Here is a 21,199-nt window from a genome sequence, read left to right on the forward strand (position 1 = left end):
TTTCCGACTCGAAACTCCAGGAGACCTCCATGTTCAAGAACGTCCGCCGCGCGCTGCTGGGCCTGGCCCTCGCGTTCGCGGCCCATGCGGCGGTCGCCGCGTACCCGGAGCGGCCCATCACCCTGATCGTGCCGTGGGCCCCCGGCGGCTCCACCGACATCCTCGCGCGCGCGATCGGCGAGAAGCTCACCAAGTCCATGGGCCAGCCGGTCGTGGTCGACAACCGTGCCGGCGCATCGGGCAACATCGGTTCGGCCGCGGTGGCCAAAGCCAAGCCGGACGGCTACACGCTGCTGATCGGCTCGATGAGCACGCATGCGATGAACCCCGCGCTGATGGCCAGCATGCCGTTCCGGGGCTCGGACGATTTCACGCCGATCGCGCTGGTGGCCAACGTGATCAACACGATGGTCGTCAACCCGTCGGTGCCGGCGAAGAACCTGCGGGAGTTCATCGCCTATGCCAAGGCCCACCCCGGCAAGCTCGCCTATGCCACCGCCGGCGCCGGCTCCACCAACCACCTGAGCGCCGAGATGTTCAAAAAGGCCGCCGGCATCCAGATGCTGCATGTGCCCTACAAGGGCGGCTCGCCGGCCGTGCTGGCCACGGTGGCCAACGAGACGCAGGTGCTGTTTTCCGCTGGCACGCAGACGCTGCCGCACGTGAAGGCCGGCAAGCTGAACCTGCTGGCGGTGACCGAGCCCAAGCGCTCCAAGCTGCTGCCCGACGTGCCGACCGTCGCCGAGGTGCTCCCCGGCTACGAGATGAGCGTCTGGTATGCCGTGTTCGGGCCGGCCGGGATGCCGCACGATCTGGTGCAGCACCTGAACGCCGAGATCAACAAGGCGCTCGCCCTGCCGGAGATGCGCGCGCGCATGGATGCCATCGGCGTGGACCTGGTGATCAGCACCCCGGAGCAGCTCGCCGCGCAGCTCAAGGCGGACACCGATCGCTACGGCAAGGTGATCCGGGACCTGTCGATCAAGCTGGACTGAGAATGGACCTCGAGAGCGCGGCGCGCGCGAGCGCCCATGGGCAGGCGGTCGATCCCGACGTGCTGCTCGAAGCGAGCGAGCGCCTGTGCGATGCGCTGCACCGGTGTGATGACCCCGCCGCAGCGCTGGCCCACATCGACGCGGCGCGTCTCGCACTGCTGGGGCCGGGCCTGCTCACCGTCAACGTGGATGCGACGAAGCCGCAGGACCCGCCGGGAGAGATCCATCTGCTGCGGGCCTGGACGTCGGACCCGCTGGCCTATCCCGTCGGCGGGCGCAAACGCAAACTGCGGACCCCCTGGACCGAGCAGCTGCTGGTGCGCGGCGAGGTGTTCATCGGCGAGGGCGAGGCCTCATTGGCCGCCGCGTTCGACGATGCGGCGCTGATCGCCTCGCTGGGGCTGCGCGGCGTGATCAACGTGCCCCTGATGAACGGCGGCCGGCCTCGAGCGACATTCAACGTGCTCGGGACGAGGGCGCAATGGCAGCCGCACGAGATTGCCGCAGTCCGCCTGCTTGCCCTGGTGGCGCGGCATTTCATCCTGCGGCTGGCATCGACGCTGGAGGTCGCGGACTTCGCGGGATCGGTGCGAGACAGGTGATCCGGGTGCGGCCGCAGGTGTCCTTGCGTGAAGAAACCGGCAACCTTGCGCCGACGCGCAGCCAAGACAGCCGCACGCGGATGATCGTGCGCCGCGCCCCCGCCTTGTATGACGGGGCGGTTCGAAGCGTCATCGTTGGTCTTCCCCGTGCGGAGTCGGGGCACACCTTCTGCTCTGTAGGCATTGCGAACGAGCAGGGGCACGTCTACCGCGAAGTCTGGCTGTTCAGCGCACTGGAGCTGCTGGAGTTCACGGCGCGAATGAATGCTGCCGGCTTCGCTCTTCACCGTGGAACTCGAGGGGCCGCGAGCAGCACATACCGGACCGTCTTCTGGCGTCCCAGGCGCATCAAGCGCTTCGATGCCTAGGGGCAGGCGGGGGCAGTGCGCGAAGACAAACGAGTGCGGTCGCAGGCACCGTTGTTCTCACCTGGGCCTGACCTCAATGCTCGGGACTGTGCCAGGTTTGCGCATGAAGCGGACTGCCTCACGCGCGAGGCGCCGCCGGCTTGGCGCGCGCTCTGCCCGCGCGGCCCGCCTCACGCCCAGGCGCGTGCCTTACCCGGCTTCTCCCGCCGGAAGTCGGCCTGACGCCCCCGCGCGCTGCGCGCCAGCTCCCAGGCCAGCCTGTCGGTTTGCAGGTCCTGCCGGCATTGGTGCAGCCTTCGAGCGTCGCTGCTCAGGCGGCTCATGGCGCGCAGCAGGCGGCCGAGGCGGAGTTGCCGCACGCGGCGGGCACCCGCCAGGGCCAGGTCGGCGCGGGCGCGCAATTGCGCGCAGCGGTCCCGGTAAGCCGCGGACCTCGGGTCGCCCCGCACCGAAGCGAGTTCGTGCTCCAGCCTGGCAGCGGTGCGCGATACCTCGCCCGCCATCCGCAGCACCTCGCGCGCGGCACGCGCCTGCAGCCGCTGCGCGCGCAGCCACGCGAGCACGCGATGCGACGGCGCCATCGCCGCGAGCGCAGCAGCGGTCGACGCCCCCAGCTGTCCGGGCAGGAACCCCCGGGTGAGGTCAATGATGAACACGTCTGCATTTCTCCTTGGACGTGGGTCTTGCTGTCAACCCTGCGTTTCTACGCCGCCGTTTCGCGGCCGCCAAGGCACCTTGGTGCCCGGTGCAAAAGTGCGATGTTCTTGCAGATGCTTTCGGGCCTTTACCTGCACTATCGTCTTGAAGCTGCACCCGTACGGGTGCCAGAGTCGCTTCAAGGAGTTGGCTCAAACATGTTTTGGCTCGCGCCGGTGCGGCTGGACCAGGTGGTGCAGGACGCGGTGACGCGCTTGCTGCGCGCACCGACCGCCATGCGTGGGACTCGGTGCCCAAGCCGTGGACACGCACAGCAGTGGAGCCGGCCCTGAATGTCATCTCTGGCGTCGCTGGGACCCTGCCCGCGCGCGGCACCATTGGCGAAGTGGTGTGGGCGACCTGGCTGGTGGACTACGACCTGGGGCACCGTTGGGCACCGTTGGGCGCCGGAGGAGAACAAGCCCCGCGAGCCGATCTTCATGCCGCGTAAAGGCTACGAGGCCTTCCGCGTCTTCCGCCTCAATCCCACGCTGGTCGGCTGGGCCATGCAGTTGTCGGCCGACACCCGTTGAAGGACTCTGAGTCGGCGCCGTCCTCGACGGCGCTCGCGTGGGGTGCTTGCCTTCATGCGCCATGCACGCGCAGCCTTGGCAGCCAAGCCATTCAAGCCGACCGCGCAGCGTTTGCTGGTCGGGCCGTCGGACCCGCGTGATAGGCATCGGCCGACTGTTGCGGCGGCGGCACCAACGCTGCCCGGATCGCAACGGCGTCCGGCTTGGATCTGGAGTTCCAGCGCACGATTTGGTAGCCGGCTGAAGTGAGCATCTCGTCTCGCCGCGCATCCTTCTCGGCGCGGTGCGTGCGGTCATCAAGCTCGATCACCGCGACGACTTTGCCATCGGAGCGCCGCTGCGCCACGAAGTCGACGATCTTTTGAGAGAACATGCCGCGCAGCCGAAAGTATGTCTTGCCGTTGGCGCGCGGAACCGCCGGATCGATCAGGGCTCCCATAGCGACCTGCGGACAAAAGCGCAGTTCCGGCACGGCGCCCTCCAGCCGTGAGAGGAACTCCAATTCGGGATTCGATGCTGCGGGTGCACCTGATGCAGAACTGGTTTGCTCTGAGCGACCCGGCGATGGAGGAGGCTCTGTACGAGATCGCCTCGCTTCGCAGCTTCGCGCGTCTGAGCCTGAACGAGCCGATTCCGGACGAATCCACCATCTTGAACTTCCGGCACCTGCTCGAGGCCAACGACTTGGCCGACGACATCTTCAAGGCGGTCAACGCGCTGCTGGCGCGCAAGGGGCTGCTGCTCAAGCGAGGCAGCATCGTGAACGCGACCATCATCGCCGCGCCCAGCTCCACGAAGAACGCCGAGGGGGAACGCGACCCGGTCATGCACCAGACGAAGAAGGGCGAGCAGTGGTTCTTCGGAATGAAGGCGCACATCGGCGTGGACGCTGATAGCGGCCTGGTGCACACCGTCACGACCACCGCGGCCAACGAATCCGATGTCGAACAGGTCGCCGACCTGCTGCACGGCAAGGAAGAACAGGTCTGGGCCGACTCCGGCTATCGAGGAGCGCCCAGCCGCGTGGATCGCGAAGAGCTGCAATGGAACATCGCTGCGCGGCCCAGCGACGTTGCCAAGATGCCCGAGGGCAGAGCGGAGAGGCGGGTGCAGAAGCAGGAGCACGGCAAGGCCAGCATTCGCGCCAAGGTGGAGCATCCCTTCCGCGTCATCAAGCGCCAGTTCGGATTGGTCAAGGTGCGCTTCCGCGGTCTGGTCAAGAACACCGCGCACGTCGTGACGCTGTTCGCGCTGTCGAACCTGTGGATGGTGCGAAAGCAGTTGATGGCAATGACGGGAGAGGTGCGTCCGAAAGCAGCATGAGGGGGCGGTAAGCCCTCGAAAATCACCCTGGGGGGCGATCACGAAATCATGAAATCAACGCGATTCGGCGGAATGCGCCAGTACCAGCGGCTCGCGATTTCGAGTTGTTCAGACCTTCCCTAGCGTGCAAGATGACGGGAAGTCCTGCGCAGTGGCAGGTATGCTCGACGCGCATGATTTCGCACCTCCTGCCCTTTCTCGTCCACTGGGGCATCACCGCCTTGTCGCTCTGGCTGGCGAGCCGTCTGTTCAAGGGACTGCGCTTCGACAGCGGCCGCGCCCTGTTGATCTCCGCCCTGCTGCTGGGCCTCGCCAATGCGATCGTGCGGCCCGTCCTGGTGGTGCTGACATTCCCTCTCACGCTCGTCACCTTCGGCCTGTTCCTGCTGGTGATCAACGCGCTGATGCTGCTGCTGGTCGCGCGCCTGGTGCGTGGCTTCACCATCGCGGGCTTCGGCACCGCCTTCCTCGCCAGCATCTTCGTGGGCGTGCTGAGCATCGTGATCGGCGCGGTCGCCAGTATTGGCGACCCGGGCGCCGAGATCCAGATGCCCAGCGGAACCGTCTGGCTCTGAGCTTATTGCGGCCGCGCGTGCGGGGCACCGCGGCGGCCGGCGAACACCGCCGCTGCGATGAGTAGCAGCACGAGCGCCTGCGCGCCGAGCCCCTGCGCATTGGGATGGATGCCGAGGATCGGCAGGGAGACGAAGGCTGTCGGCGTGGATTGCAGCAGCCCGGCCTCCTGCAATGCGGCGATGCCGTTGCGCACGAACACCACCGCCATCAGCACCAGCAGGCCCGAGGTTGCCGTGAAGAAGGTGCCGATTGGCAGCCGTGCGCTGTATTTGAGGATGACCCAGGCGAGTAGCGCCAGCAGGCCCGCCGCGGCGGCGATGCCCCAGCACGGCACTGTGCCCGTCGGGCCCGGCCTGTCCCCACAAGGGCTGGTAGAACAGGACCATCTCGAACAGTTCGTGATACACGGCGAGGAAGGAGATGCCGGCCATCGCCCACAGCGTCTGCTTGCCCAGGGCCGCGGTCACATGCTCGCGGATGAAGGCCTGCCAGGCCTGCGCGTACGAGCGCCTGTGCAGCCAGAAACCGACGTACAGCAGCATGGCGGCGGCCAGCCGGGCGGAGATGCCTTCGGTGAGCTCACGGTTTGCACCCGTGATCTCCCACAGGTAGCTGGCGATTACCGACGTCGCCACGCCGAGCAGGACCGCTTCTTGCCCTTGGCGGCCGTTGTCGGCCCAGAAGCAGGCATTGTCCGGCACAACAGTCGGAGCAACCAGGAAGCCCTACGCGTCCAGCTCACCACGATGTCGTGCCGCCGCTGCGTCAACCTGTGCGATCGTCGCGCTTTGACAAACTTGCCCGACTCAGTCTACTTTTGCGAAACTATACTGCTGAGCAGGCACTAGAAAGCAGAGTATGCGATTTTGGATCGGAGTCGGGCTCGCCATTCTCGGCGGCGCGAGCGCACACGCAGCGGATGACGACTTTGTTCTTCGGTGCGAGATTTTCTATAAAGGCGGCCAAACGTCGGATGCCACATACAGCGTGCATCCTGGCGCGCAAGTTGTCGATAAGCAGCGCGCGGAGATCACCTCCGCGCGCATAGCTTGGTACACCACGAGCGGCGTTCGCATGCTAGTCGACCGATTCACCGGTCAGATCCTCGTGCTTACCCGGTACCAAAACCGGCGAGATCAGTTCGTAGAGGCGGCAAGAGGCTCCTGTCAGAAGCACGAGCAGCGTCTCTTCTAACCGCCGGCTACTTGCGCCAGAAATGAAGTGAGGCTGGCTGTGGACCCGCTCAGGGGAAACCACAGGTCCTCGGCGACGGCCGGTTCGGGTCGGAAGCAGCAGTGAGGGCGAAAGGGCGCTCCAAAATGACGCGGGCGCTGCCCACAAATAGTGGGAGCGCCCGCGGGTCTGGTCGAGACCTGGCTACATCACGTAGGGAAGGTCCCTCTCGGACCAAGAGAATGAAGACATATCACCTCCTTTCGTAGCTGCCAATGGACCTTCATGGTACCTGAAGACAAAGGGGGCCGTGATGCGTGGTGGGCGTGATCGCGGGCTGAGCGCGCGGACGGATATCTGCCGGAAGCTGGGGCAGAAGGGTCCGTAACGCGAGGGCCGAGTTCGGCCAAGAGCAGTCGTCCTTTCTGATGAGTCTTGTGGTATTCACTCGCCGCTGGAGAGCTATCCGCTGCTTCGTCGGGTGCGCGGATCTTCCCCCCGAATGCGCTACACCCGGGTTGCGCACGGCTCGCGCGCGTAAATGATGGCCGCAACCCAAGACCTCAGATTGCGACGGAACGCAATGCCAGCAGCGGCACAATCCGGCGCAGCATTTGCAGGAGCGCCCATGGCCATCTACTCGCTCGATCTCCACAAGACCGCCCTCGAGGCGGTTCCCACTTCTCCCTTTGCCACCCTGGACGTGCAGGAGCGCAAGCACCTGCAGCGCGCGCTGCTGGACAAGATAGAAGCCATCGCGCCCGGCACGATGGTGCTGACCGAGGAGTTCGGTCACTGGGAAGACTCCAGGCGACGCATTGACCTTCTGTGCCTCGACGAGGATCGGCGGCTGGTCGTGGTGGAACTCAAGCGGTCGGAAGACGGCGGACACATGGAACTGCAGGCGCTGCGGTACGCCGCGATGGTTTCAGCCATGACGTTTCAGCAAGCCGTGGACGCACACGCGGCGTTCCTGGCCAAGCGCAACCAGCACAGCGACGATGCTGAGGTCCGAATCAGGCAGTTCCTCGATATACCCGAAGGACCGGTCACCCTGAGCACAGCTGTGCGCATCGTGCTGGCTTCGGGTGATTTCGACCGGGAGATCACCACCGCAGTTCTCTGGCTGAACGCCCAAGGGTTGGACATCACCTGCGTGCGGATGCGACCCCACAAGAGCAGCGACAGGATCCTGCTAGACATCCAGCAGGTGCTGCCGCTGCCTGAGGCGCAGGAGTACCAAGTCGCGATCCGTGAGAAAGCAAATCAGCAGGCGAAGGCCGAAGCGAGCGGGAGGGACTTCACCAAGTTCGAGGTGACCAGCTCATTCGGGACGTTCACCGGGCTGCCCAAGCGACGCTTCCTGTTCGAGGTGGTACGCGAAGCGGTCAAGCAGGGGAGAACGCCGGAGCAGATCGCAGAAGCGATCCCATGGCGCCGGGACTCGATCTTCCTTAGGGCCGCTGGAACGCTTTCAGGTGGCCAGTTGATGGACCAATTCCCGGATCGCGACAGTGGCCGCTACTTCGTCGACGACGAGGAACTGTTCCATTCGAATGGGGCGACCTACGCGATGAGCAATCAGTGGGGCAACCGCACCGAGGAGGCGGCGAAGAACGTGATCGCGCTGTTGCCGGTTGGCGCGGTGACATACAAGGCGCTGGCGAAATCGTGAGCAGCCACGTGCGAATCGGTTACGGCGACGCACGCAACTGTGCTGGAATACGCTGCAGTGAGGTAGGAATCAGTCTCTCGAGGAGGCGCTCGGCTGTCCGCGTCTGCTCCGTGCCAAAAGACATTCAGTCTTTCATCTGCCCCGGCCAGAAGCAGCCCGCGCTGATTCTTCTGGGGCAATTCATCGGTACTTCCCTTGGCTCTTTCGATGTACTGTCGGGGGCATCGCGGAAGCAGCGACGATGAGCGATGCTGGTATTCAGCACCGGCCGTGCCCGTGGGTTCGAGGCGCGGCGGCGGCCCATATCGTCCAAATGGTGGAGGGCCAACATTGACCAACATTGTTCTATGTCACGGCATCGCCTCGTTCCACTGCCACACTTGATCCAGCACCCGCAAGGAGACGTCGTCGAGGTGCTTCCGAGTCGTCGACAAGGATTCACTCTTGCAACATGCGTCCCGTACCATCCTTCCCAGGAACCAAGAAGGCTCACATGAAGCACTATCGCAGAACGGGACTGGTCCTCGCCTCACTGACGATCCTGGCCTCCGGGAATGCTTACGCCCAAAAATGGAATTATCTGACCTATGACGCTAGTGGGCCCGGGAGCATGGGGCAGATTTCTCTCGAAGAACGCGGGGGCGAAGCCGAGTTTCGAATGCAGGCGGTCGCCTTGGACAGTTGCTATAGGTCGGCTCTGAAGGCAACCGTCGAACGTACTGAGTCAACCATTACGATCACGCCAACTCCGCGCATGGGCGGGTGCGAGAAGATTCGTTTCGTTCTGAATGCAGATGGCTCTGGTGGCTACCGGGAGATCTTGAATAGCGATTCGTGGGTCCGCGAGAAGAGAGATCGAGTTTTAACGCTGAGGAAGTAGCTCAAGCGCCGACTTGCAACCCGCTCTGCGACTGGACTTGGTCCGGTTCGGCAGTACAGCAAACCTCTGCTCCAGGCGTTCAAATATCGACCGTGTTGCGTCGACTTCTTCGGTGCGGTGGGCGGGCCTGGCTTCCACATCGACGATCCGTGCATCCAGGTCGATCAAGTAGTTGGTCGAATTCGCGAAGAAGGCCGGTCCGCCTGGCGCGGCCGTCCAGCGCACTGCAGGATCGGTGGGCGAGATGTTCTTCGGCGGGGCTGAATCGCCATTGGGCGGCTCGTCCGAGTCGCTTTCCACCGGGCCAGGGTTGTTGGCCTCGTGTCTCGAGATACTAGTGCACCGCACTAGACGATCCGCCTTCGCGCTCGGCCAGCTTCTCTGCGTCCGTCGATCGCAAAGCCTCGCCGCAAACCAGGCCTTCCAGCATGCACCGCTGCAAGACTGCTTCGACCACGTGCCGGAACACGTCACGCTAGCGGCATCGTCCGCGTGGGTTCTTGAATTGTTGTCGACATCGTGGCCGGCGCGTTCCTGTACGCCGCGGCGCGGTATTTCGCATTTGCCACATTGCTGGCCGAAAGAACAAGGGGCGGCTCGTTCTCGCGACACTCAGGCTGAAGTCGTGATGACCGCATTTCGAGGAGACCTCCCTGAGCATCTGAGTCAACGCCCCATCGGTTGAAAACGTGGCGTGTACCGGCCGGAAAGGGCTCAAAGGACTCCCAACTGTCCCTCGTGCCGCTACAAGCATCAGGATCTCTTCGGCTCGTGTCGTCTACCTTTTGGGCCGGAAGCTGCCCTACGGTACACCTCACCCTCTGTCGACCTTGCCAAGGCCGTGCGCTGTCGAGGCCGTGTGTCTACTCCGTCGCCAAACCCCGCATGGCTGCCGCCGCGACCTGTGCACCCGCCGCAACAGATAACATAAGGCAAATGTGGGGAGGAAGCGATGTCGAGTGAGCTCGGACCGGAAGGGCACACCGTGGCCCTTTACTGGGATTTCGAAAACATTCACGCGGGGCTGTGTGAGCAGAAGGAGCCTGGGGCATATGCCCGCGGAGACCTTCGGTTCCGGCCTCAGGATCCACTGGTAAACGTGCAGGCCGTAGTCGACCTGGCCGCGTCGTTCGGGCCGATCGCCATAAATCGCGCTTACTGCAATTGGCAGTTCTTTGGCCGATACCGAGACCAACTACTGCAGAACGCGGTGGAACTGATCCAGCTGTTCCCGCCCGGCGGAGCGGCGAAGAATGGAGCTGACATCAAGTTGTGCCTGGACGCCACAGAAGACATCAGTCGCTTTGCGCACATTGGCACAGTGATCATCGTCGGTGGCGACAGCGACTTCATGCCGCTCTCGCAGAAGATCAAGGCCGCGGGAAGAGTTCTCATTGGAGTGGGCACACGGCCATCGACGAACCGGCACTGGGCGAAGAGCTGCCATGAATTTCGCTATTACGAGACGCTGGTCGAAGTCGCCGAAGTCGCTCCCCCGACCTCTGAACAGTCCGTGGCCGCCGCCAGTGCCGCTGACCCGGTTTCAGCCGAAGAAAAGGCGCCGTTGACTGCCGATTCGCGGGGGCCGTTGGTAATTGCTGCCCCCGAAGCGCCCAGGGATCTTCTGAGACGCGCGTTGCGGCTGCTGGCAGACAAGAAGAAGGAGCCGTGGGTTAATAAGGCGGAGATCGGGCCCATGATCCAGAGGTTGGATTCCACTTTTGATCTTGGGGAGCATGGATATGCGTCCTTCTCTGCGATGCTGAAGGCTTTTGAGGAGATGCTTGAGATCCGGAGGGTGAATACGACCGAGCACGTGAAACTTCGCTGAGATCTGCGATTTCCATCAAGAGCCGGTCGGCGTACGCCATGGCTGCTCCCGGCCGATTGTGTTGAAAAACTCCGATCGCCCGTGTTGCGATGAAGCATTTGCACAAACGTACCGTCTAGAACCGCGTAGACCGCGCGATCACAGAGTGGCTAGGGGTTTGAGTACCCCTGCAGCAGTGGCGATCTGGCCGAGAGGCGAGTTTTTCCACAGAATCGGCCAGAAGCGGCCTTGGGCGCCATGAACCCCTTCGGCGCGATTTCGGATCGCTAGCACCCGCTGACACCGGAGGCATTGCGCTCATGCCTGGAAGATCTCGCGTTCGGGTTGGTCATTCCGGCCCACTGAATTCTGGAGACGGAACTGCTGTCGTGGTACCTTCTGCGGGTCCGCATAGAGGAGAAGCACCAAGTGGCGACTGCAAGGGTAAAGCTACCGGCGTTAGATTTTGGCGTTGCGCCCGTCGAGATTGATCTTAAGGGCGGTGGCACGATGATCATGAGCAAGGGTCGTGTCGACTTCATGCCGAAGGACGGAAAGAACTACGTCCGTCGGTATACCTGGGCTCAATTGGCCAAGCACTTGCTCGCTGGCGGTAGGCAGACGTGGGTGCCCGATTCGAAAGCCAAGGAAGAAATGCTCTCGGACAAGGCCAAGAAGGCAGCAAAGACCCGTGCAAAGAAGAAGCGCGTCGCCTCCGTGAAGGCAGTTCCGCTCCCGGTTCCAGCCCGTAAGCGCGCGTAGGAGAGCTGGCGCTTCGCAGCGGCGGGAGCAACTGCTTAGCGGTGCTCCCGGCAGCGTCGCTGCCCGTTCCTCCGGCGGAAGAGACGCTCGTGCCGACTACCTCACTGTAGTGTTCCTATGAAGTCGAGGCGCGATGACATAGACGGCTGAAACTCGGTCGTTTCGCTGACAGCTGTCGTTGGGGAGAGCAGCAAATGGAGCAGACGTCGGCCAAGCAGCGGTATTCCGCACCCATAGCATCAACCCAGTCGAGACTAGCTAGTCCGATGTGAGTGGGCGCCAGAGAGGAAGCAATTTGCCTAGAGGTCGTAGGCCGCGATGGCGTCTCCATGCTGCTAAGCCTCTGCGCATTTTGGTAAGGCGCGCTCGATCGGCCACCAATCTCCGGACGGCCGCGCTCAGGGCGAAGGATCGGCCCCAATTGGTGCCTTTCAGTCGATTGCACCGGCCGCAGGAAAGCACTGTGTGTTGTCGCCGACCGAAAACTGAGCCACTGGCTCAATTTTCGGTCGGCGACAACAATTCAAGGTGTCACCCACCGCCCGCCGTGTTCTTCAAGCCGTCCTGTACGAGGTGATCGCCATCGCAGCCGTCGGGCCCCTGCTGAGTCTTGCCTTCGACAAGCCGCAGGCATCCACTTTCGGACTGGCTGTAGTGCTATCCACCATTGCGCTGGCCTGGAACTACGCCTTCAACTGGGTTTTCGAGCGTTGGGAGTCGCGGCAAGCCGTGCGCGGGCGCTCCTTCGCGAGGCGGCTTGCACACGGCGCCGGCTTCGAAGGTGGCCTGGTCGTAATCCTTCTTCCCGTCATGTCCTCGTGGCTGGACATCTCGGTGGCCGCTGCATTCATGGCCAATCTCGCGCTGCTCGTGTTCTTCTTCCTTTACGCGATCGAATCCACGTGGGCCTTCGATCGTGTCTTCGGACTGCCTGCGTCGGCGGCGAAGCGGGATCCGGAGGCGTTCGTACGCTAGCAGGGGGGCCGTGCATGTTGCTAGGAACGGCCGTCGTGGGTCGAGAGCGGACTTGGCGTATCGCGGAATTCCTCACGCCGTCTTGGCCACCGCATCGTTGACAGCCCGAATCGGCGTCCCCACCCACGCCAGCAGCGCCGCTGCCACCAGCAGCAACCCCGACCCCGCGAACAGCTGCGGCAACGTCACCACCCGCAGCAACCACCCCGCGCCCGCCGATGCCACCGGCACCAGCCCCATGAAGATGAACATGAACAGGCTCATGGCCCGGCCGATCATGGCGGGGGGCACGTGCTTCTGCACCCAGGTGAACACCGCCACCAGCATGAAGCCGCCGAGAGTGCCCACCAGGACCATCAGCACGGCGCCTGCCACGCCGGCGGTGATGCCACCCAGCGGCACGAACAGCAGCCGATGGCGATGTCCGCCAGCAGCACGCTGGTGCCCAGCGTTCCAATGCGCATGCCGGGGCGCAGGCCCGAAGCCACCATGCCGATCAACGTGCCGGCACCGTGCGCTCCCAGCATCAAGCCGAGCGCCGAAGCGCCCAGCCCCGGCGTGCTCTGGGCCAGCACCGGCAGGGCAATGTGCAGGGGCCCGAGCACCAGCACGGCGACGGCGCCCCAGTACAGGTAGAGCGTGCGCAGTTGCGCGTCGCCCCCCACGTGCTTCAGGCCCCCGGCCACCGAGGCCCAGAGGGGCGCATGCTGCACCGGGTTGGCCGGCAGCAGGCGCGTCACGACGCGTGAGAGCGTCCAGGCGGAGAGCGCGAAGCTGAACGCGTCGAGCCCGAAGGCCAGCGCGATGCCTCCCGCATCCTGCACCCCGCCCGAGCCGTCGCCGAACAGGGCGATCAGCACGCCGGCCGCGAGCGGGCCGAGGAACATGCTCAGTTGCCGCAGGCCCATCATCACGCCATTGGCGGCAGCCAGCCGAGCCGGCGGCAGGGCGTGCGGCAGGATGGACGTGCCCGAGGGGATGCTGAACGCGCTGCTGATGCCCAGGGCCAGCGACAAGGCATAGATCACCGGCAGCGTCAGGGCCGCCTGCCACACTCCCAGCGCCAGCGCCGCGAGCAGCACGGTGTTGACGTACTTGGTGAGCATCAGCACGCGCTGCGGCGAGAAGCGGTCGACCACCGCGCCGCCCACAAGGATGAAGACGGCGCGCGGGATGCCGACGAGCGCCAGCACGGTGCCCAGCGCCACGGTGTCGCCGGTCAGGCGCAGCACCAGCCAGGGCAGGGCGAGCAGGGTGAACTGGTCGCCCAGCAGGGAAATGGCGCTGCCGGCCATCAGCCAGCGGAAGTTGCGGGTCCTGGAAAAGGGCCGCGCGCTGCGTGGCTGGGCGAACTACTTCCAGGTAGGCATGGTCAGCCAAGCGTATCGGGCGCTCGACAACTACACCGCTCCGCGGTTGCGCCGGTGGTTGCGCCACAAGTACAAGGTCAGGCAGCGCAAGGGCGGGAGCTATCCACTCTCGCACCTGTACGGGCGCCTCGGGCTCGTACGCCTGACTGCGCGCGGGCGCAGCGAGTCGTGGGTGAAGGCGTGAAGTCTGGTCCGAGAGCCGGATGCGGGGATCCGCACGTCCGGTTCGATGAGCGGGATGTGGAAACGGAGCCATGATCTGGCTCATAGGGCACCGCCACAGCGAAAGCGGCGGCAACAGCGATGTCGGACCTACAGTCACCGCGCCACATCTCGACTCCGCCAAAAGCGGCCGCTGATTCCTTCGACGTCCTTCAACTTTCCGCGAGGTGTGTGGACCCTCCGAGGATGGATGCGGATCCTGGATCACGTGAATTGCGGGTGGCCAGCAACGAAACATCAATGCGCGCATTGGTCCGCAGTGGCGTGCGAGTTGCAACTGTGCCGGTCAGCGATACGCGCGTGGCTATCGCACGGACAATTCAGGAAAGGGTCGCCTCGTTTCGCAGCGATGGCGCGCGGCGACGCTCACGCGCACGATTCAGCTCTCAGTGAAGTGTGGTGAGGTCCAACTCTGGGGCGCAGGGGGGCTGCAGGTATGCCAGGAATTCTTCCTCGTCAGAGCGATATCTCGCCTCCGGCCGGAAGCACTTGATGTCAGGGCGATTCAGTTGGGCGCGCCGTTTGACCTTGCGAAAGTACTCTGCATTTAGCGTGCGCTCGTTCGCGATCTGGGTCGGGGACACGTCACGCGCGCCGACTTCGAAGTAGAAGCCGGAGTCGAAGTACTTCTTCAGGTCGCCTTCCAAACGGAATGTAGGGTCGGCATCGCCGCCAACCTGTACAACCAGGAGGAAATGACCAGGCCCCACCGGGCCGCTTTCGGGGATGGACAACCAGCTGAAATCCGCAAACTCGATGACCACGTTGGCCCCGGTTCCGCCCACGAACGGCAGGACCGTGGAGAGGAAGACATAGCAGGGATCAAAGAACGGATCAAGGGGCTTAGGGTGGACGCCGGATGCAGCGACGCGAAAAATGCGGAGCTGAAACCCGTTGGCGAGCAGGGCACGCGCCTCAGCCGACGCGCCCAGCGGCAGGATGAGGCGCTGGCCGACGCGGAACTTGCGGTCAAGTGGCACTGAGAATGCAACATTCGCGTTCAACGGACGAACCTTTTCACGGGTGAAGCTGGCCACTTCTGGCGCGGCGGAGAGCGGCAGGGTGTACAGCACGAATGCGAGCAGCAGCGATCCGGTGCGAAGGCAAGCCTTGGCGTTCAATGGAATCATGCGTCAACTCTCCGATATTGGTTGTCTCACGGTCGGCTTTTGGGGGCAGCCGCGGTCGTTGTGAAGCTTCCAGGCGATGACGTCTTCGCGGTGAATTTCCCGGATGGAGAGGATCTGTGAGGCGGGGATGGTCCAAAGCCGGCCCACGTAGAACTGGTAGGAATCGAGCGCGGTATCGGCCGCTCCGCCGCCCCGCAGTCCAGGGCAGCTCACCGGAATACGCACTAGCAAATCGATTTCGGGACCGCGCCGGGAGAGGACGATCGCCTCGATCATCCGTGCGCTGGCGTCGACCGGACCGCGCAGCGCCACCTTTGCAAGTGATTCCGACAGCAGCACCTGCCCCACCTCGAAATAGCTTGGCACCATCAGCTTGCCGTATGCGTAGGGAAGGGTGAGCAGCGATGCGAGCCCGAGCACGCCGATGGCGTTGATCCAGAAAGTACGCTGGCGGACGGCCACCACCGCCAGGACGGCCACGAGTGCACAGCCCATCAGGCGCGCGACGAACTCCCCCTTTTGTACATCTGTGCCGACGGCGTTGTCGGCGGGACAGCCGTGCACATCCTGTCCGGGGAGCGTATGCAGATCGGAACCTGCCTGCCGCAAGCGGGTGAGTGCAATGCTCCGGTAAAGGCAGTCTGCCTCCGCAGCGATGAAGCGCTGGAGATGCTGCTGCGGCAGGTCCCGTGCTGGAGTCGACGCCGAGGCTGACGCCGATGCGGATGCCCCTGCCGCGGTCGCTGACAGGGTCCCTGCCGCAGAAGCAGCCGCGGCTGCAACCCTGGCCTGCGCTGCCCCTCGAATCGATTCAGCAGACCAGGGCGTCGGCTCCTTCTCCGCCAGCGTGTCCAAGTTGGTGCCGATCACGACACCCTCCACCTTGCCGAGTGGTGCGTCGAGTGTCAGGAACTTCCACGCCAGCAGGAACAGAAGGGCGGCGACAGGAAGGTAATGCGCAACGGCGGCCAGGCGCTTGTCATGCGAGGAGGCGTTCTTGTCCCTCGCCCAGCGAGCAATGAGCAGCACCAGCACCACACCAAGCCCCGCCCGTACGAGTTCCAAGAAATGCCCCGCGACTGAAAATTCGCGCTGCAGGTCCAGCAGCGCGTCTATCACCACGGGGGGCAGGTCGCTGACGAAGTCCGCGGCTGCGCCCGCGTATCCGGTCGCGGAGGCGAAGTCCACATCGCGCCCGATCAGCCCCGCGTGCGCGGAGCGCACGAGATAGCCGATCACCGCGAACAGTCCCGTGACGCCCGGGATCAGCCACTTTGCGACATCGAGGGCACTGGTGGACTCTACATTGGGAGTCCACTCAAGTGAGGGCCTCGGCGCGCGCGGCGCGCAGTTCGAAGCAGTCCTGGTCATGTCGATTTAGTCCCCTGGGTCAGAGGTACCGGCCGCGGCAATATGCCCGCGTTGAGCCGCCTCGGCAAGCACCAATTGGACGAGGGGATAAAACGCAGAAGCGAAGAGGGGTGGGGCGATTTCGGAGATCGACGTTGAAAGCAGCAGCCGGGAGCGCCTACCGACTCGCTTCACGACACCAGGGTAAATCGAATCCTCATGGCGTGACTAGGTTCCGATGCGGGCCGATGGCACTTAAGGTGCGCGCGATTGAGCTGAGTTTCCCTTCACGGCAGCTCTCGGCCAACACCCGCCGTGGCTGACAACTCGCTTTGGAACCGCATGGAGTACATCCGATGCCGTTGAGGCAATTCGAATTGATAAGGAAGCCGGCGGGGGACGCGGCCCCTCGGCGCCAGTTGGCCGTTGGCGAGCGGCCGTTGAATCGCGGGTGGCAGCGAGAAGGCAGACGCGCCAGCGCAGGTGTTGCCAGGGCTACGCCGGCACGCCAACGCGGCGGCGCTGCCTGGTGACAGCGCGGTGGCTTCCGGCGGCATCGACCATCTGCCGACGCCCAGATTCCAGCCGGGGTTTCGCGCGCCCGCCGCCAGTGCGAGCGCCGCCGCTGCCACGTCCAAGGCGCCAAGGCCTGCGCAGCGCGCGGATACACGCTCCGCATTCACGCGTCAGCGAATTGCGTATTGACTACGCGTTACCGGTGCGGCCCCCCGCCGCCTCTCCCCGGCAGGGTACGACGAGCGTAGTTGTCCCAGAGTCATTCATGCATTTTGTGGACAAGGGCGAAAGGGCCACGCGCCGATGGCGCTTGGAGCGAGGCGGCGCCGGCGCAGGCTCGCCCCAGCCAGCACTCCTGTCGCCACAGCCACGGGGCGGTGGGCCGGCGCTGCTCCCATAACCCTCTGTGCCCGTGCTGCGCCTCACGCTGTGCCTCGAGCACCGACTCGTCGCGCAGGTAACGCCGGTTGGCGGTGTTCGCCCATGCGAGCCCTGCGCGCACCAATTCCTTGTTCACGTATTCCCCGTCGAGGAAGAGGTCGCAGATCCACCGGCCATACCGATCCTGCTCGGGGCAGCGCAGGGTGACCGCCTTCCCCTGCACCTTCCTTTCCATCCACCTGGCAGCCTGAACACTGAACGGCTGTCCCGGTTTGCCGTAGCCGTGGCTCATCTCCGGAGCGTCGATGTTCGCAAGCCGGACGCGCTCCTTGATGCCGCGCACCACCACCGTATCGCCGTCCAGGACCCGTTCGACCACGACCTTGTCCGGCAGGGGTGAGCGTGTGCCTGGCGCGCGTCCGTTCTCGGGCCGAGAGTAGGCGAGCGGCGACTGGCCGCCGAAAGTCGAAAGGGCGAATGCGGCCAGAGCCGAAAACAGAATGGTCCGATTCACGTCGTCTCCTGCGGCAGGGAGGTTAGCGCAATCCAGCTTGCCTGACGCCCAGCGAAGTTCAAGACGCCGGTACCGCACGCTCACGGGACTTTCGCGCAGGCGACCCGATTGCCAACCGATGGAGGTCAAGGGCATCCAACATTCCCCGACCGCTGGCGAGCGCGTTGCCCTGCGCCGCACACGCGGCGACAACGCAGTGCCAAGCACGCGATGGCGCCGGCGCGGAATCCGGCCTGCAATCCAATACTTCGCTACGGCTTCGTGCTGGACTCGCAGGCCTTTTACCCATGCTGCCCACCTCCGCTGCATCTTTCCTGCCGACCGAACTCACGGACGCCCAGATCGACGAACTGATCGCGCATCCCCATTGGGAGTCGCTCGGGCCGAAGATCGACGCTCTCATCGCCGAAATCCCGCGCACGACCGAGCGCGCGCAGCGCACAACGCTGCTGACGTGGATCTACGAACAGCGGGGTGTGGCCAGCTTCGAGGATCTCGCCCAGAAGCTCACGGGAAAAGCGACGGTGCCCAAGCGCAAGAAGCATTTGCGGCAGGCGTTGCGGGCGATGGAGAAGCTGTTCCTGGTCAACATCGTGAACTTCCCCGGTGAGGATCCGGCGGCTCCCGATCCGGATGATGACGTCGTGGGGAAGAACAGCCTGGTGAGCCTCACCTGGACCGGCATGCTTTGGCTGCGCCGCGCCTGGTCGGCCCGCGAGCGCCTGGCCCGCCACGGCAGCGTCGAGGCAGTCCACCGCAATCTGGTCGCCGAAGAGGACGAGACCGGTTGGGGAGATCCGTACTGGGTGGAGAGGGTGTGCACGGTCGATCCCGAGGGACCGCAAGGGCGCGCACACCGGGTGCTCGAGGCATTTCCGTCGATCGCCTCGATCTTCGACCTGGCGGATCGCTCCGCTGCGCGCTGGTCGCGACATCCGGACCATGGCGAGGAATCCCTGTCCGAGGATGACGCGCGGGGCCCTGAGGCCGTGCGCAACTGACACCCTCGAACGGAGCCGTCGTGGCGCCAGCGACCCCCTCGACGCACCAGCAGGCGCGCCCGCGTACCGTCTCGTACACGGTGCTCGCCGGCGGCGAGCGCGTGGCGCAGGCGCAGCTGCGCGAAGGCTGGAACCGGCCCGAAATCCAGCGCGCGCTGTTCGCCGCACGCCAATGCTTCGGGCATGCGCTGTGCGAGTGCCGCCCCGAGCCGCTGAAGCTGCAGATCCGACTGCGGCAGGACAGGTGCCACCTGGCGGTCTGGCCCCAGCAGGGCCCGGCACACGACTCCGAATGCATCTTCTTCCATGACGAGGTCGCGCCAGGCGGTTCTGGAGCGCCGCGATGTACCGTGTCCCTTGCTGCCTGCGAAACGGCGCCAGGCGATCCAGGTGCGGCGGCCGTGCGGGGCCACCGGATCGCCTTGCGGACTGGGCCCGTCGCCGCGAGCGAACCGGCCATGTCGGCGGTGACGATCCAGTCGCTCGCGCATCGTCTTTGGGAGGCCGCATCCCTTTGCCGGTGGCATTCGAGCTGGACCCGTGACTGGGGGCGCACGCGTTACCAGCTGCGCGAGGCGGCGACGCAGTTCTCCACCAACGGATGTCCGCTGGAGGAGCTCCTGTTCGTGCCCAGGCCGTTCAGGCAAGGTCTCGCCCGTGTGTTGAACCAGGAGTGGGAGGCGTTCGCGCGTTCCCTGCGTGCCGAGCCCAAGGACACGCCGCGGCTGCTCATCGCGCCAGTGCGGCGCGTCGTGGCTGCCCACGAGGGCCGTTGCGCGGCCGTCTTCCTGCGTCATCTGCTCGCCCCGATCGGGCTGTCCCCGGCCTGCGTCGATTTCCTTTGGCGCGATTGTCGCAACGCACTGGCCAACAGCCACCTGGCCGCGGGGCGGCCAGTCAAGGAGTCGCAGGGCGGGGGCATCGTGGCGCCCCGATCACCCGAGCTGGTCGGCTTCTTCTCCGTCGAGGCCGGTCCGCGGGGAGGCGTTTGGGCCCGGTCTGGGTGGCTGATGGCCGTGCATCCGAGCACCTACGTACCGGCGGCGAGCAGCAATATGGTGATGCTGATCGACGCCCTGGTGTCGGGCGGCCACGCTTTCCAGCACTTGCCCAGCGGAGCACCGCCCGGTCGGCGCGCGCATCCCGACTGGCTGGTCCGGCACGTGCGCGGGCCCGACGGTGTGCCCGTGGCCCGTGCCGCACTGGAAGTCATGGCTCGATCGGTCTCTGCGGACTACCTTGCGCTGCGCCACGCGCTTGCCGCGCGGATGGCCGAACAAGGCATTCCCACCTGGGTGTGGACTCCGGGCGGCAATCCCTCGGAGCGCCGCGTTCCGCCGCTGCCCCCGCCTGAGCGTATGCCGGTCGACGAGGCCAGGCAGTTGATGGAGCAGATCTGCGGCTCGGGCGATGCCGACTACCGATATGGGCCTTCCAGCAAATTTGCCCAACGGTCGCCTTCATGAGCACCGACCCGCAGCCTGCACTCGGCCCGCGCGGACGGTTCAAGGCATTGAACGAGCGCGTTCGTTCACCGTGTTCGCCAGCACGGGCCTCCTGCACCCAGCCCTCAGCTTGGGCCCGCGCTCAAGCGGTCGAGCCAGTCGGCGAGGTCTCCGATCCGTCTGCTGTCAAAGGCCACGTCAGCGCCGCAGCGCAGGCATTCTGAGCGCACCGCGCCGCAGACGATGCTGCCGGTGGCGACGATCTTGGCCGCGGGACGCGCCGCCCTCGCAAACGCGATGACGTCCATCTGGGCCACGTCCTGTTCGACGACCACGACAGCGAGGTCCCATCCGTCATGGTGGGTTGCAAGCCAGGTGATGGCGAGATCGGCGCCGGCGAGCGTTGCGGTCACCTCCAGGCCAGCAGTCGCCGAGAGCATCTCCCGCAGCACTGGGGCGTCGCTGAACCGATCCTTGATCAGAATCGTCTTCAACTCGCCTTCTCCACGTCACTTCGAAGCGGCGCATTCTGCGTCCGCGTAGCGGCTAGGAAGCCGCCATGCATCCTGTCGGCACCGATGTACCTGCAGGTCGGCACCGAAGTGCCCCTTGGCCGAGCAGGCTTGCTGCGGTCACGGGCCTTGGCGAAGCGGGCAGCCGAGGAATGCGGCAGCGATCATCGCCACCGCTTCATGTTCCGCATCGGCGGGACGCCTCGGGCAGCGCCACGACGGCCGCGCGCGCAGTGGGTGAGGGCTTTGCGGCCAAGCGTCCATATCGCCTGGCAAGTGCCTTCTGTACCAGAAGTACGCCGACGCCGCTTCGGCAAATGGCGTCAGTGCGCGGGGATTCACTCATCCAGCTTCGCCCGTCTCGCGCGCATCGAATCACCGGTACGGCTG

22 protein-coding genes and 2 pseudogenes are annotated in these 21,199 nt (G+C 64.9%); 14 read left to right on the forward strand and 10 right to left on the reverse strand.

Annotated features, from left to right (window positions below; all coding sequences use genetic code 11):
* Nucleotides 1–29 precede the first annotated feature (29 nt).
* The 3 genes from WG923_RS23240 to WG923_RS23250 are packed head-to-tail and all read left to right on the forward strand — an operon-like array spanning nt 30 to nt 1,965.
* Nucleotides 30–995 (forward strand): Bug family tripartite tricarboxylate transporter substrate binding protein, encoded by a 966-nt coding sequence (locus tag WG923_RS23240; protein WP_340353389.1) that lies wholly within the window; start codon nt 30–32, stop codon nt 993–995.
* Between the two features lie 2 nt (nt 996–997).
* The gene (locus tag WG923_RS23245) at nt 998–1,597 is read left to right on the forward strand and encodes a GAF domain-containing protein (RefSeq protein WP_340353390.1); all 600 of its coding nucleotides are present in this window, start codon (nt 998–1,000) and stop codon (nt 1,595–1,597) included.
* Nucleotides 1,598–1,620: 23 nt separating this feature from the next.
* Complete coding sequence (locus WG923_RS23250; RefSeq protein WP_340353391.1) at nt 1,621–1,965, forward strand: hypothetical protein; 345 nt, start codon at nt 1,621–1,623, stop codon at nt 1,963–1,965.
* A gap of 170 nt (nt 1,966–2,135) precedes the next feature.
* Here the strand turns inward: WG923_RS23250 and WG923_RS23255 are convergent, their stop codons facing one another.
* Nucleotides 2,136–2,621, reverse strand: coding sequence for a hypothetical protein (locus WG923_RS23255; protein ID WP_340353392.1), 486 nt, complete (start codon nt 2,619–2,621; stop codon nt 2,136–2,138).
* 317 nt (nt 2,622–2,938) lie between these two features.
* On the opposite strand from WG923_RS23255, the gene WG923_RS23260 reads away from it, so the two are divergent.
* Nucleotides 2,939–3,112 (forward strand): hypothetical protein, encoded by a 174-nt coding sequence (locus WG923_RS23260; RefSeq protein ID WP_340353393.1) that lies wholly within the window; start codon nt 2,939–2,941, stop codon nt 3,110–3,112.
* 173 nt (nt 3,113–3,285) lie between these two features.
* Here the strand turns inward: WG923_RS23260 and WG923_RS23265 are convergent, their stop codons facing one another.
* Nucleotides 3,286–3,666 carry a DUF2726 domain-containing protein gene (locus WG923_RS23265; RefSeq protein WP_340353394.1) on the reverse strand — a complete coding sequence of 127 codons (381 nt, stop codon included), beginning with the start codon at nt 3,664–3,666 and terminating at the stop codon, nt 3,286–3,288.
* Nucleotides 3,667–3,671: 5 nt separating this feature from the next.
* On the opposite strand from WG923_RS23265, the pseudogene WG923_RS23270 reads away from it, so the two are divergent.
* Nucleotides 3,672–4,517: pseudogene (locus WG923_RS23270) on the forward strand (IS5 family transposase); the annotation flags it as partial.
* 173 nt (nt 4,518–4,690) lie between these two features.
* Nucleotides 4,691–5,092, forward strand: a complete 402-nt coding sequence (locus WG923_RS23275) for a phage holin family protein (protein ID WP_340353395.1) — start codon at nt 4,691–4,693, stop codon at nt 5,090–5,092.
* Between the two features lie 2 nt (nt 5,093–5,094).
* Here the strand turns inward: WG923_RS23275 and WG923_RS23280 are convergent, their stop codons facing one another.
* Together WG923_RS23280 and WG923_RS23285 are read right to left on the reverse strand one after the other, a co-directional pair.
* On the reverse strand, nt 5,095–5,427 hold the full coding sequence (locus WG923_RS23280; RefSeq protein ID WP_340353396.1) for a hypothetical protein: 333 nt from the start codon (nt 5,425–5,427) through the stop codon (nt 5,095–5,097).
* 91 nt (nt 5,428–5,518) lie between these two features.
* A pseudogene (locus tag WG923_RS23285) lies at nt 5,519–5,794 on the reverse strand (hypothetical protein); the annotation flags it as partial.
* Nucleotides 5,795–6,894: 1,100 nt separating this feature from the next.
* Between WG923_RS23285 and WG923_RS23290 the strand changes: the two are divergent.
* The 5 genes from WG923_RS23290 to WG923_RS23315 all read left to right on the forward strand — a co-directional run bounded on the left by WG923_RS23290 (nt 6,895) and on the right by WG923_RS23315 (nt 12,368).
* Nucleotides 6,895–7,941: a hypothetical protein gene (locus tag WG923_RS23290; RefSeq protein ID WP_340353397.1), complete on the forward strand. Its 1,047-nt coding sequence runs from the start codon at nt 6,895–6,897 to the stop codon at nt 7,939–7,941.
* Between the two features lie 493 nt (nt 7,942–8,434).
* Complete coding sequence (locus WG923_RS23295) at nt 8,435–8,821, forward strand: hypothetical protein (RefSeq protein WP_340353398.1); 387 nt, start codon at nt 8,435–8,437, stop codon at nt 8,819–8,821.
* 952 nt (nt 8,822–9,773) lie between these two features.
* Nucleotides 9,774–10,652 (forward strand): NYN domain-containing protein, encoded by an 879-nt coding sequence (locus tag WG923_RS23305; protein WP_340353399.1) that lies wholly within the window; start codon nt 9,774–9,776, stop codon nt 10,650–10,652.
* A 408-nt stretch (nt 10,653–11,060) separates the two neighbouring features.
* Nucleotides 11,061–11,393: a hypothetical protein gene (locus WG923_RS23310; RefSeq protein WP_340353400.1), complete on the forward strand. Its 333-nt coding sequence runs from the start codon at nt 11,061–11,063 to the stop codon at nt 11,391–11,393.
* A 528-nt stretch (nt 11,394–11,921) separates the two neighbouring features.
* Nucleotides 11,922–12,368 (forward strand): PACE efflux transporter, encoded by a 447-nt coding sequence (locus WG923_RS23315; protein ID WP_340353401.1) that lies wholly within the window; start codon nt 11,922–11,924, stop codon nt 12,366–12,368.
* Nucleotides 12,369–12,440: 72 nt separating this feature from the next.
* Here the strand turns inward: WG923_RS23315 and WG923_RS23320 are convergent, their stop codons facing one another.
* Together WG923_RS23320 and WG923_RS23325 are read right to left on the reverse strand one after the other, a co-directional pair.
* The gene (locus WG923_RS23320; RefSeq protein WP_340353402.1) at nt 12,441–12,731 is read right to left on the reverse strand and encodes a hypothetical protein; all 291 of its coding nucleotides are present in this window, start codon (nt 12,729–12,731) and stop codon (nt 12,441–12,443) included.
* Nucleotides 12,725–13,663, reverse strand: a complete 939-nt coding sequence (locus tag WG923_RS23325) for an MFS transporter (RefSeq protein ID WP_340353403.1) — start codon at nt 13,661–13,663, stop codon at nt 12,725–12,727. Before WG923_RS23325 ends, WG923_RS23320 begins: the two co-directional genes overlap by 7 nt.
* On the opposite strand from WG923_RS23325, the gene WG923_RS23330 reads away from it, so the two are divergent.
* Nucleotides 13,647–13,922, forward strand: a complete 276-nt coding sequence (locus WG923_RS23330; RefSeq protein WP_340353404.1) for a group II intron maturase-specific domain-containing protein — start codon at nt 13,647–13,649, stop codon at nt 13,920–13,922. The two genes, WG923_RS23325 and WG923_RS23330, sit on opposite strands and share 17 nt — an antisense overlap.
* A gap of 424 nt (nt 13,923–14,346) precedes the next feature.
* On the opposite strand, the gene WG923_RS23335 is transcribed toward WG923_RS23330, so the two are convergent.
* The 3 genes from WG923_RS23335 to WG923_RS23345 all read right to left on the reverse strand — a co-directional run bounded on the left by WG923_RS23335 (nt 14,347) and on the right by WG923_RS23345 (nt 17,851).
* The gene (locus tag WG923_RS23335; protein WP_340353405.1) at nt 14,347–15,090 is read right to left on the reverse strand and encodes a hypothetical protein; all 744 of its coding nucleotides are present in this window, start codon (nt 15,088–15,090) and stop codon (nt 14,347–14,349) included.
* A gap of 3 nt (nt 15,091–15,093) precedes the next feature.
* Entirely contained in the window at nt 15,094–16,461 is a 1,368-nt protein-coding gene (locus tag WG923_RS23340; protein WP_340353406.1) for a hypothetical protein, read from the reverse strand.
* Between the two features lie 754 nt (nt 16,462–17,215).
* Nucleotides 17,216–17,851, reverse strand: coding sequence for a thermonuclease family protein (locus WG923_RS23345; RefSeq protein WP_340353407.1), 636 nt, complete (start codon nt 17,849–17,851; stop codon nt 17,216–17,218).
* Nucleotides 17,852–18,138: 287 nt separating this feature from the next.
* On the opposite strand from WG923_RS23345, the gene WG923_RS23350 reads away from it, so the two are divergent.
* Together WG923_RS23350 and WG923_RS23355 are read left to right on the forward strand one after the other, a co-directional pair.
* Nucleotides 18,139–18,852, forward strand: a complete 714-nt coding sequence (locus tag WG923_RS23350; RefSeq protein ID WP_340353408.1) for a hypothetical protein — start codon at nt 18,139–18,141, stop codon at nt 18,850–18,852.
* A gap of 20 nt (nt 18,853–18,872) precedes the next feature.
* Nucleotides 18,873–20,318: a DUF1173 family protein gene (locus WG923_RS23355; protein ID WP_340353409.1), complete on the forward strand. Its 1,446-nt coding sequence runs from the start codon at nt 18,873–18,875 to the stop codon at nt 20,316–20,318.
* A 104-nt stretch (nt 20,319–20,422) separates the two neighbouring features.
* On the opposite strand, the gene WG923_RS23360 is transcribed toward WG923_RS23355, so the two are convergent.
* A complete protein-coding gene (locus WG923_RS23360) occupies nt 20,423–20,791 on the reverse strand; it encodes a hypothetical protein (RefSeq protein ID WP_340353410.1) in 369 nt (122 codons plus the stop codon).
* Between the last annotated feature and the right edge of the window lie 408 nt (nt 20,792–21,199).

This window comes from Ramlibacter sp. AN1133, assembly GCF_037890035.1.
Classification (GTDB): Bacteria; Pseudomonadota; Gammaproteobacteria; order Burkholderiales; family Burkholderiaceae_C; genus Ramlibacter.

Bases quoted from the DNA above. Each gene is read 5' to 3' on its own strand.
- WG923_RS23240 (WP_340353389.1), top strand. From the start codon at position 30: ATGTTCAAGAACGTCCGCCGCGCGCTGCTGGGCCTGGCCCTCGCGTTC.
- WG923_RS23295 (WP_340353398.1), top strand. From the start codon at position 8,435: ATGAAGCACTATCGCAGAACGGGACTGGTCCTCGCCTCACTGACGATC.
- WG923_RS23325 (WP_340353403.1), bottom strand. From the start codon at position 13,663: ATGGCCGGCAGCGCCATTTCCCTGCTGGGCGACCAGTTCACCCTGCTC.
- WG923_RS23305 (WP_340353399.1), top strand. From the start codon at position 9,774: ATGTCGAGTGAGCTCGGACCGGAAGGGCACACCGTGGCCCTTTACTGG.
- WG923_RS23340 (WP_340353406.1), bottom strand. From the start codon at position 16,461: ATGACCAGGACTGCTTCGAACTGCGCGCCGCGCGCGCCGAGGCCCTCA.
- WG923_RS23335 (WP_340353405.1), bottom strand. From the start codon at position 15,090: ATGATTCCATTGAACGCCAAGGCTTGCCTTCGCACCGGATCGCTGCTG.
- WG923_RS23290 (WP_340353397.1), top strand. From the start codon at position 6,895: ATGGCCATCTACTCGCTCGATCTCCACAAGACCGCCCTCGAGGCGGTT.
- WG923_RS23275 (WP_340353395.1), top strand. From the start codon at position 4,691: ATGATTTCGCACCTCCTGCCCTTTCTCGTCCACTGGGGCATCACCGCC.
- WG923_RS23245 (WP_340353390.1), top strand. From the start codon at position 998: ATGGACCTCGAGAGCGCGGCGCGCGCGAGCGCCCATGGGCAGGCGGTC.
- WG923_RS23330 (WP_340353404.1), top strand. From the start codon at position 13,647: ATGGCGCTGCCGGCCATCAGCCAGCGGAAGTTGCGGGTCCTGGAAAAG.
- WG923_RS23350 (WP_340353408.1), top strand. From the start codon at position 18,139: ATGCTGCCCACCTCCGCTGCATCTTTCCTGCCGACCGAACTCACGGAC.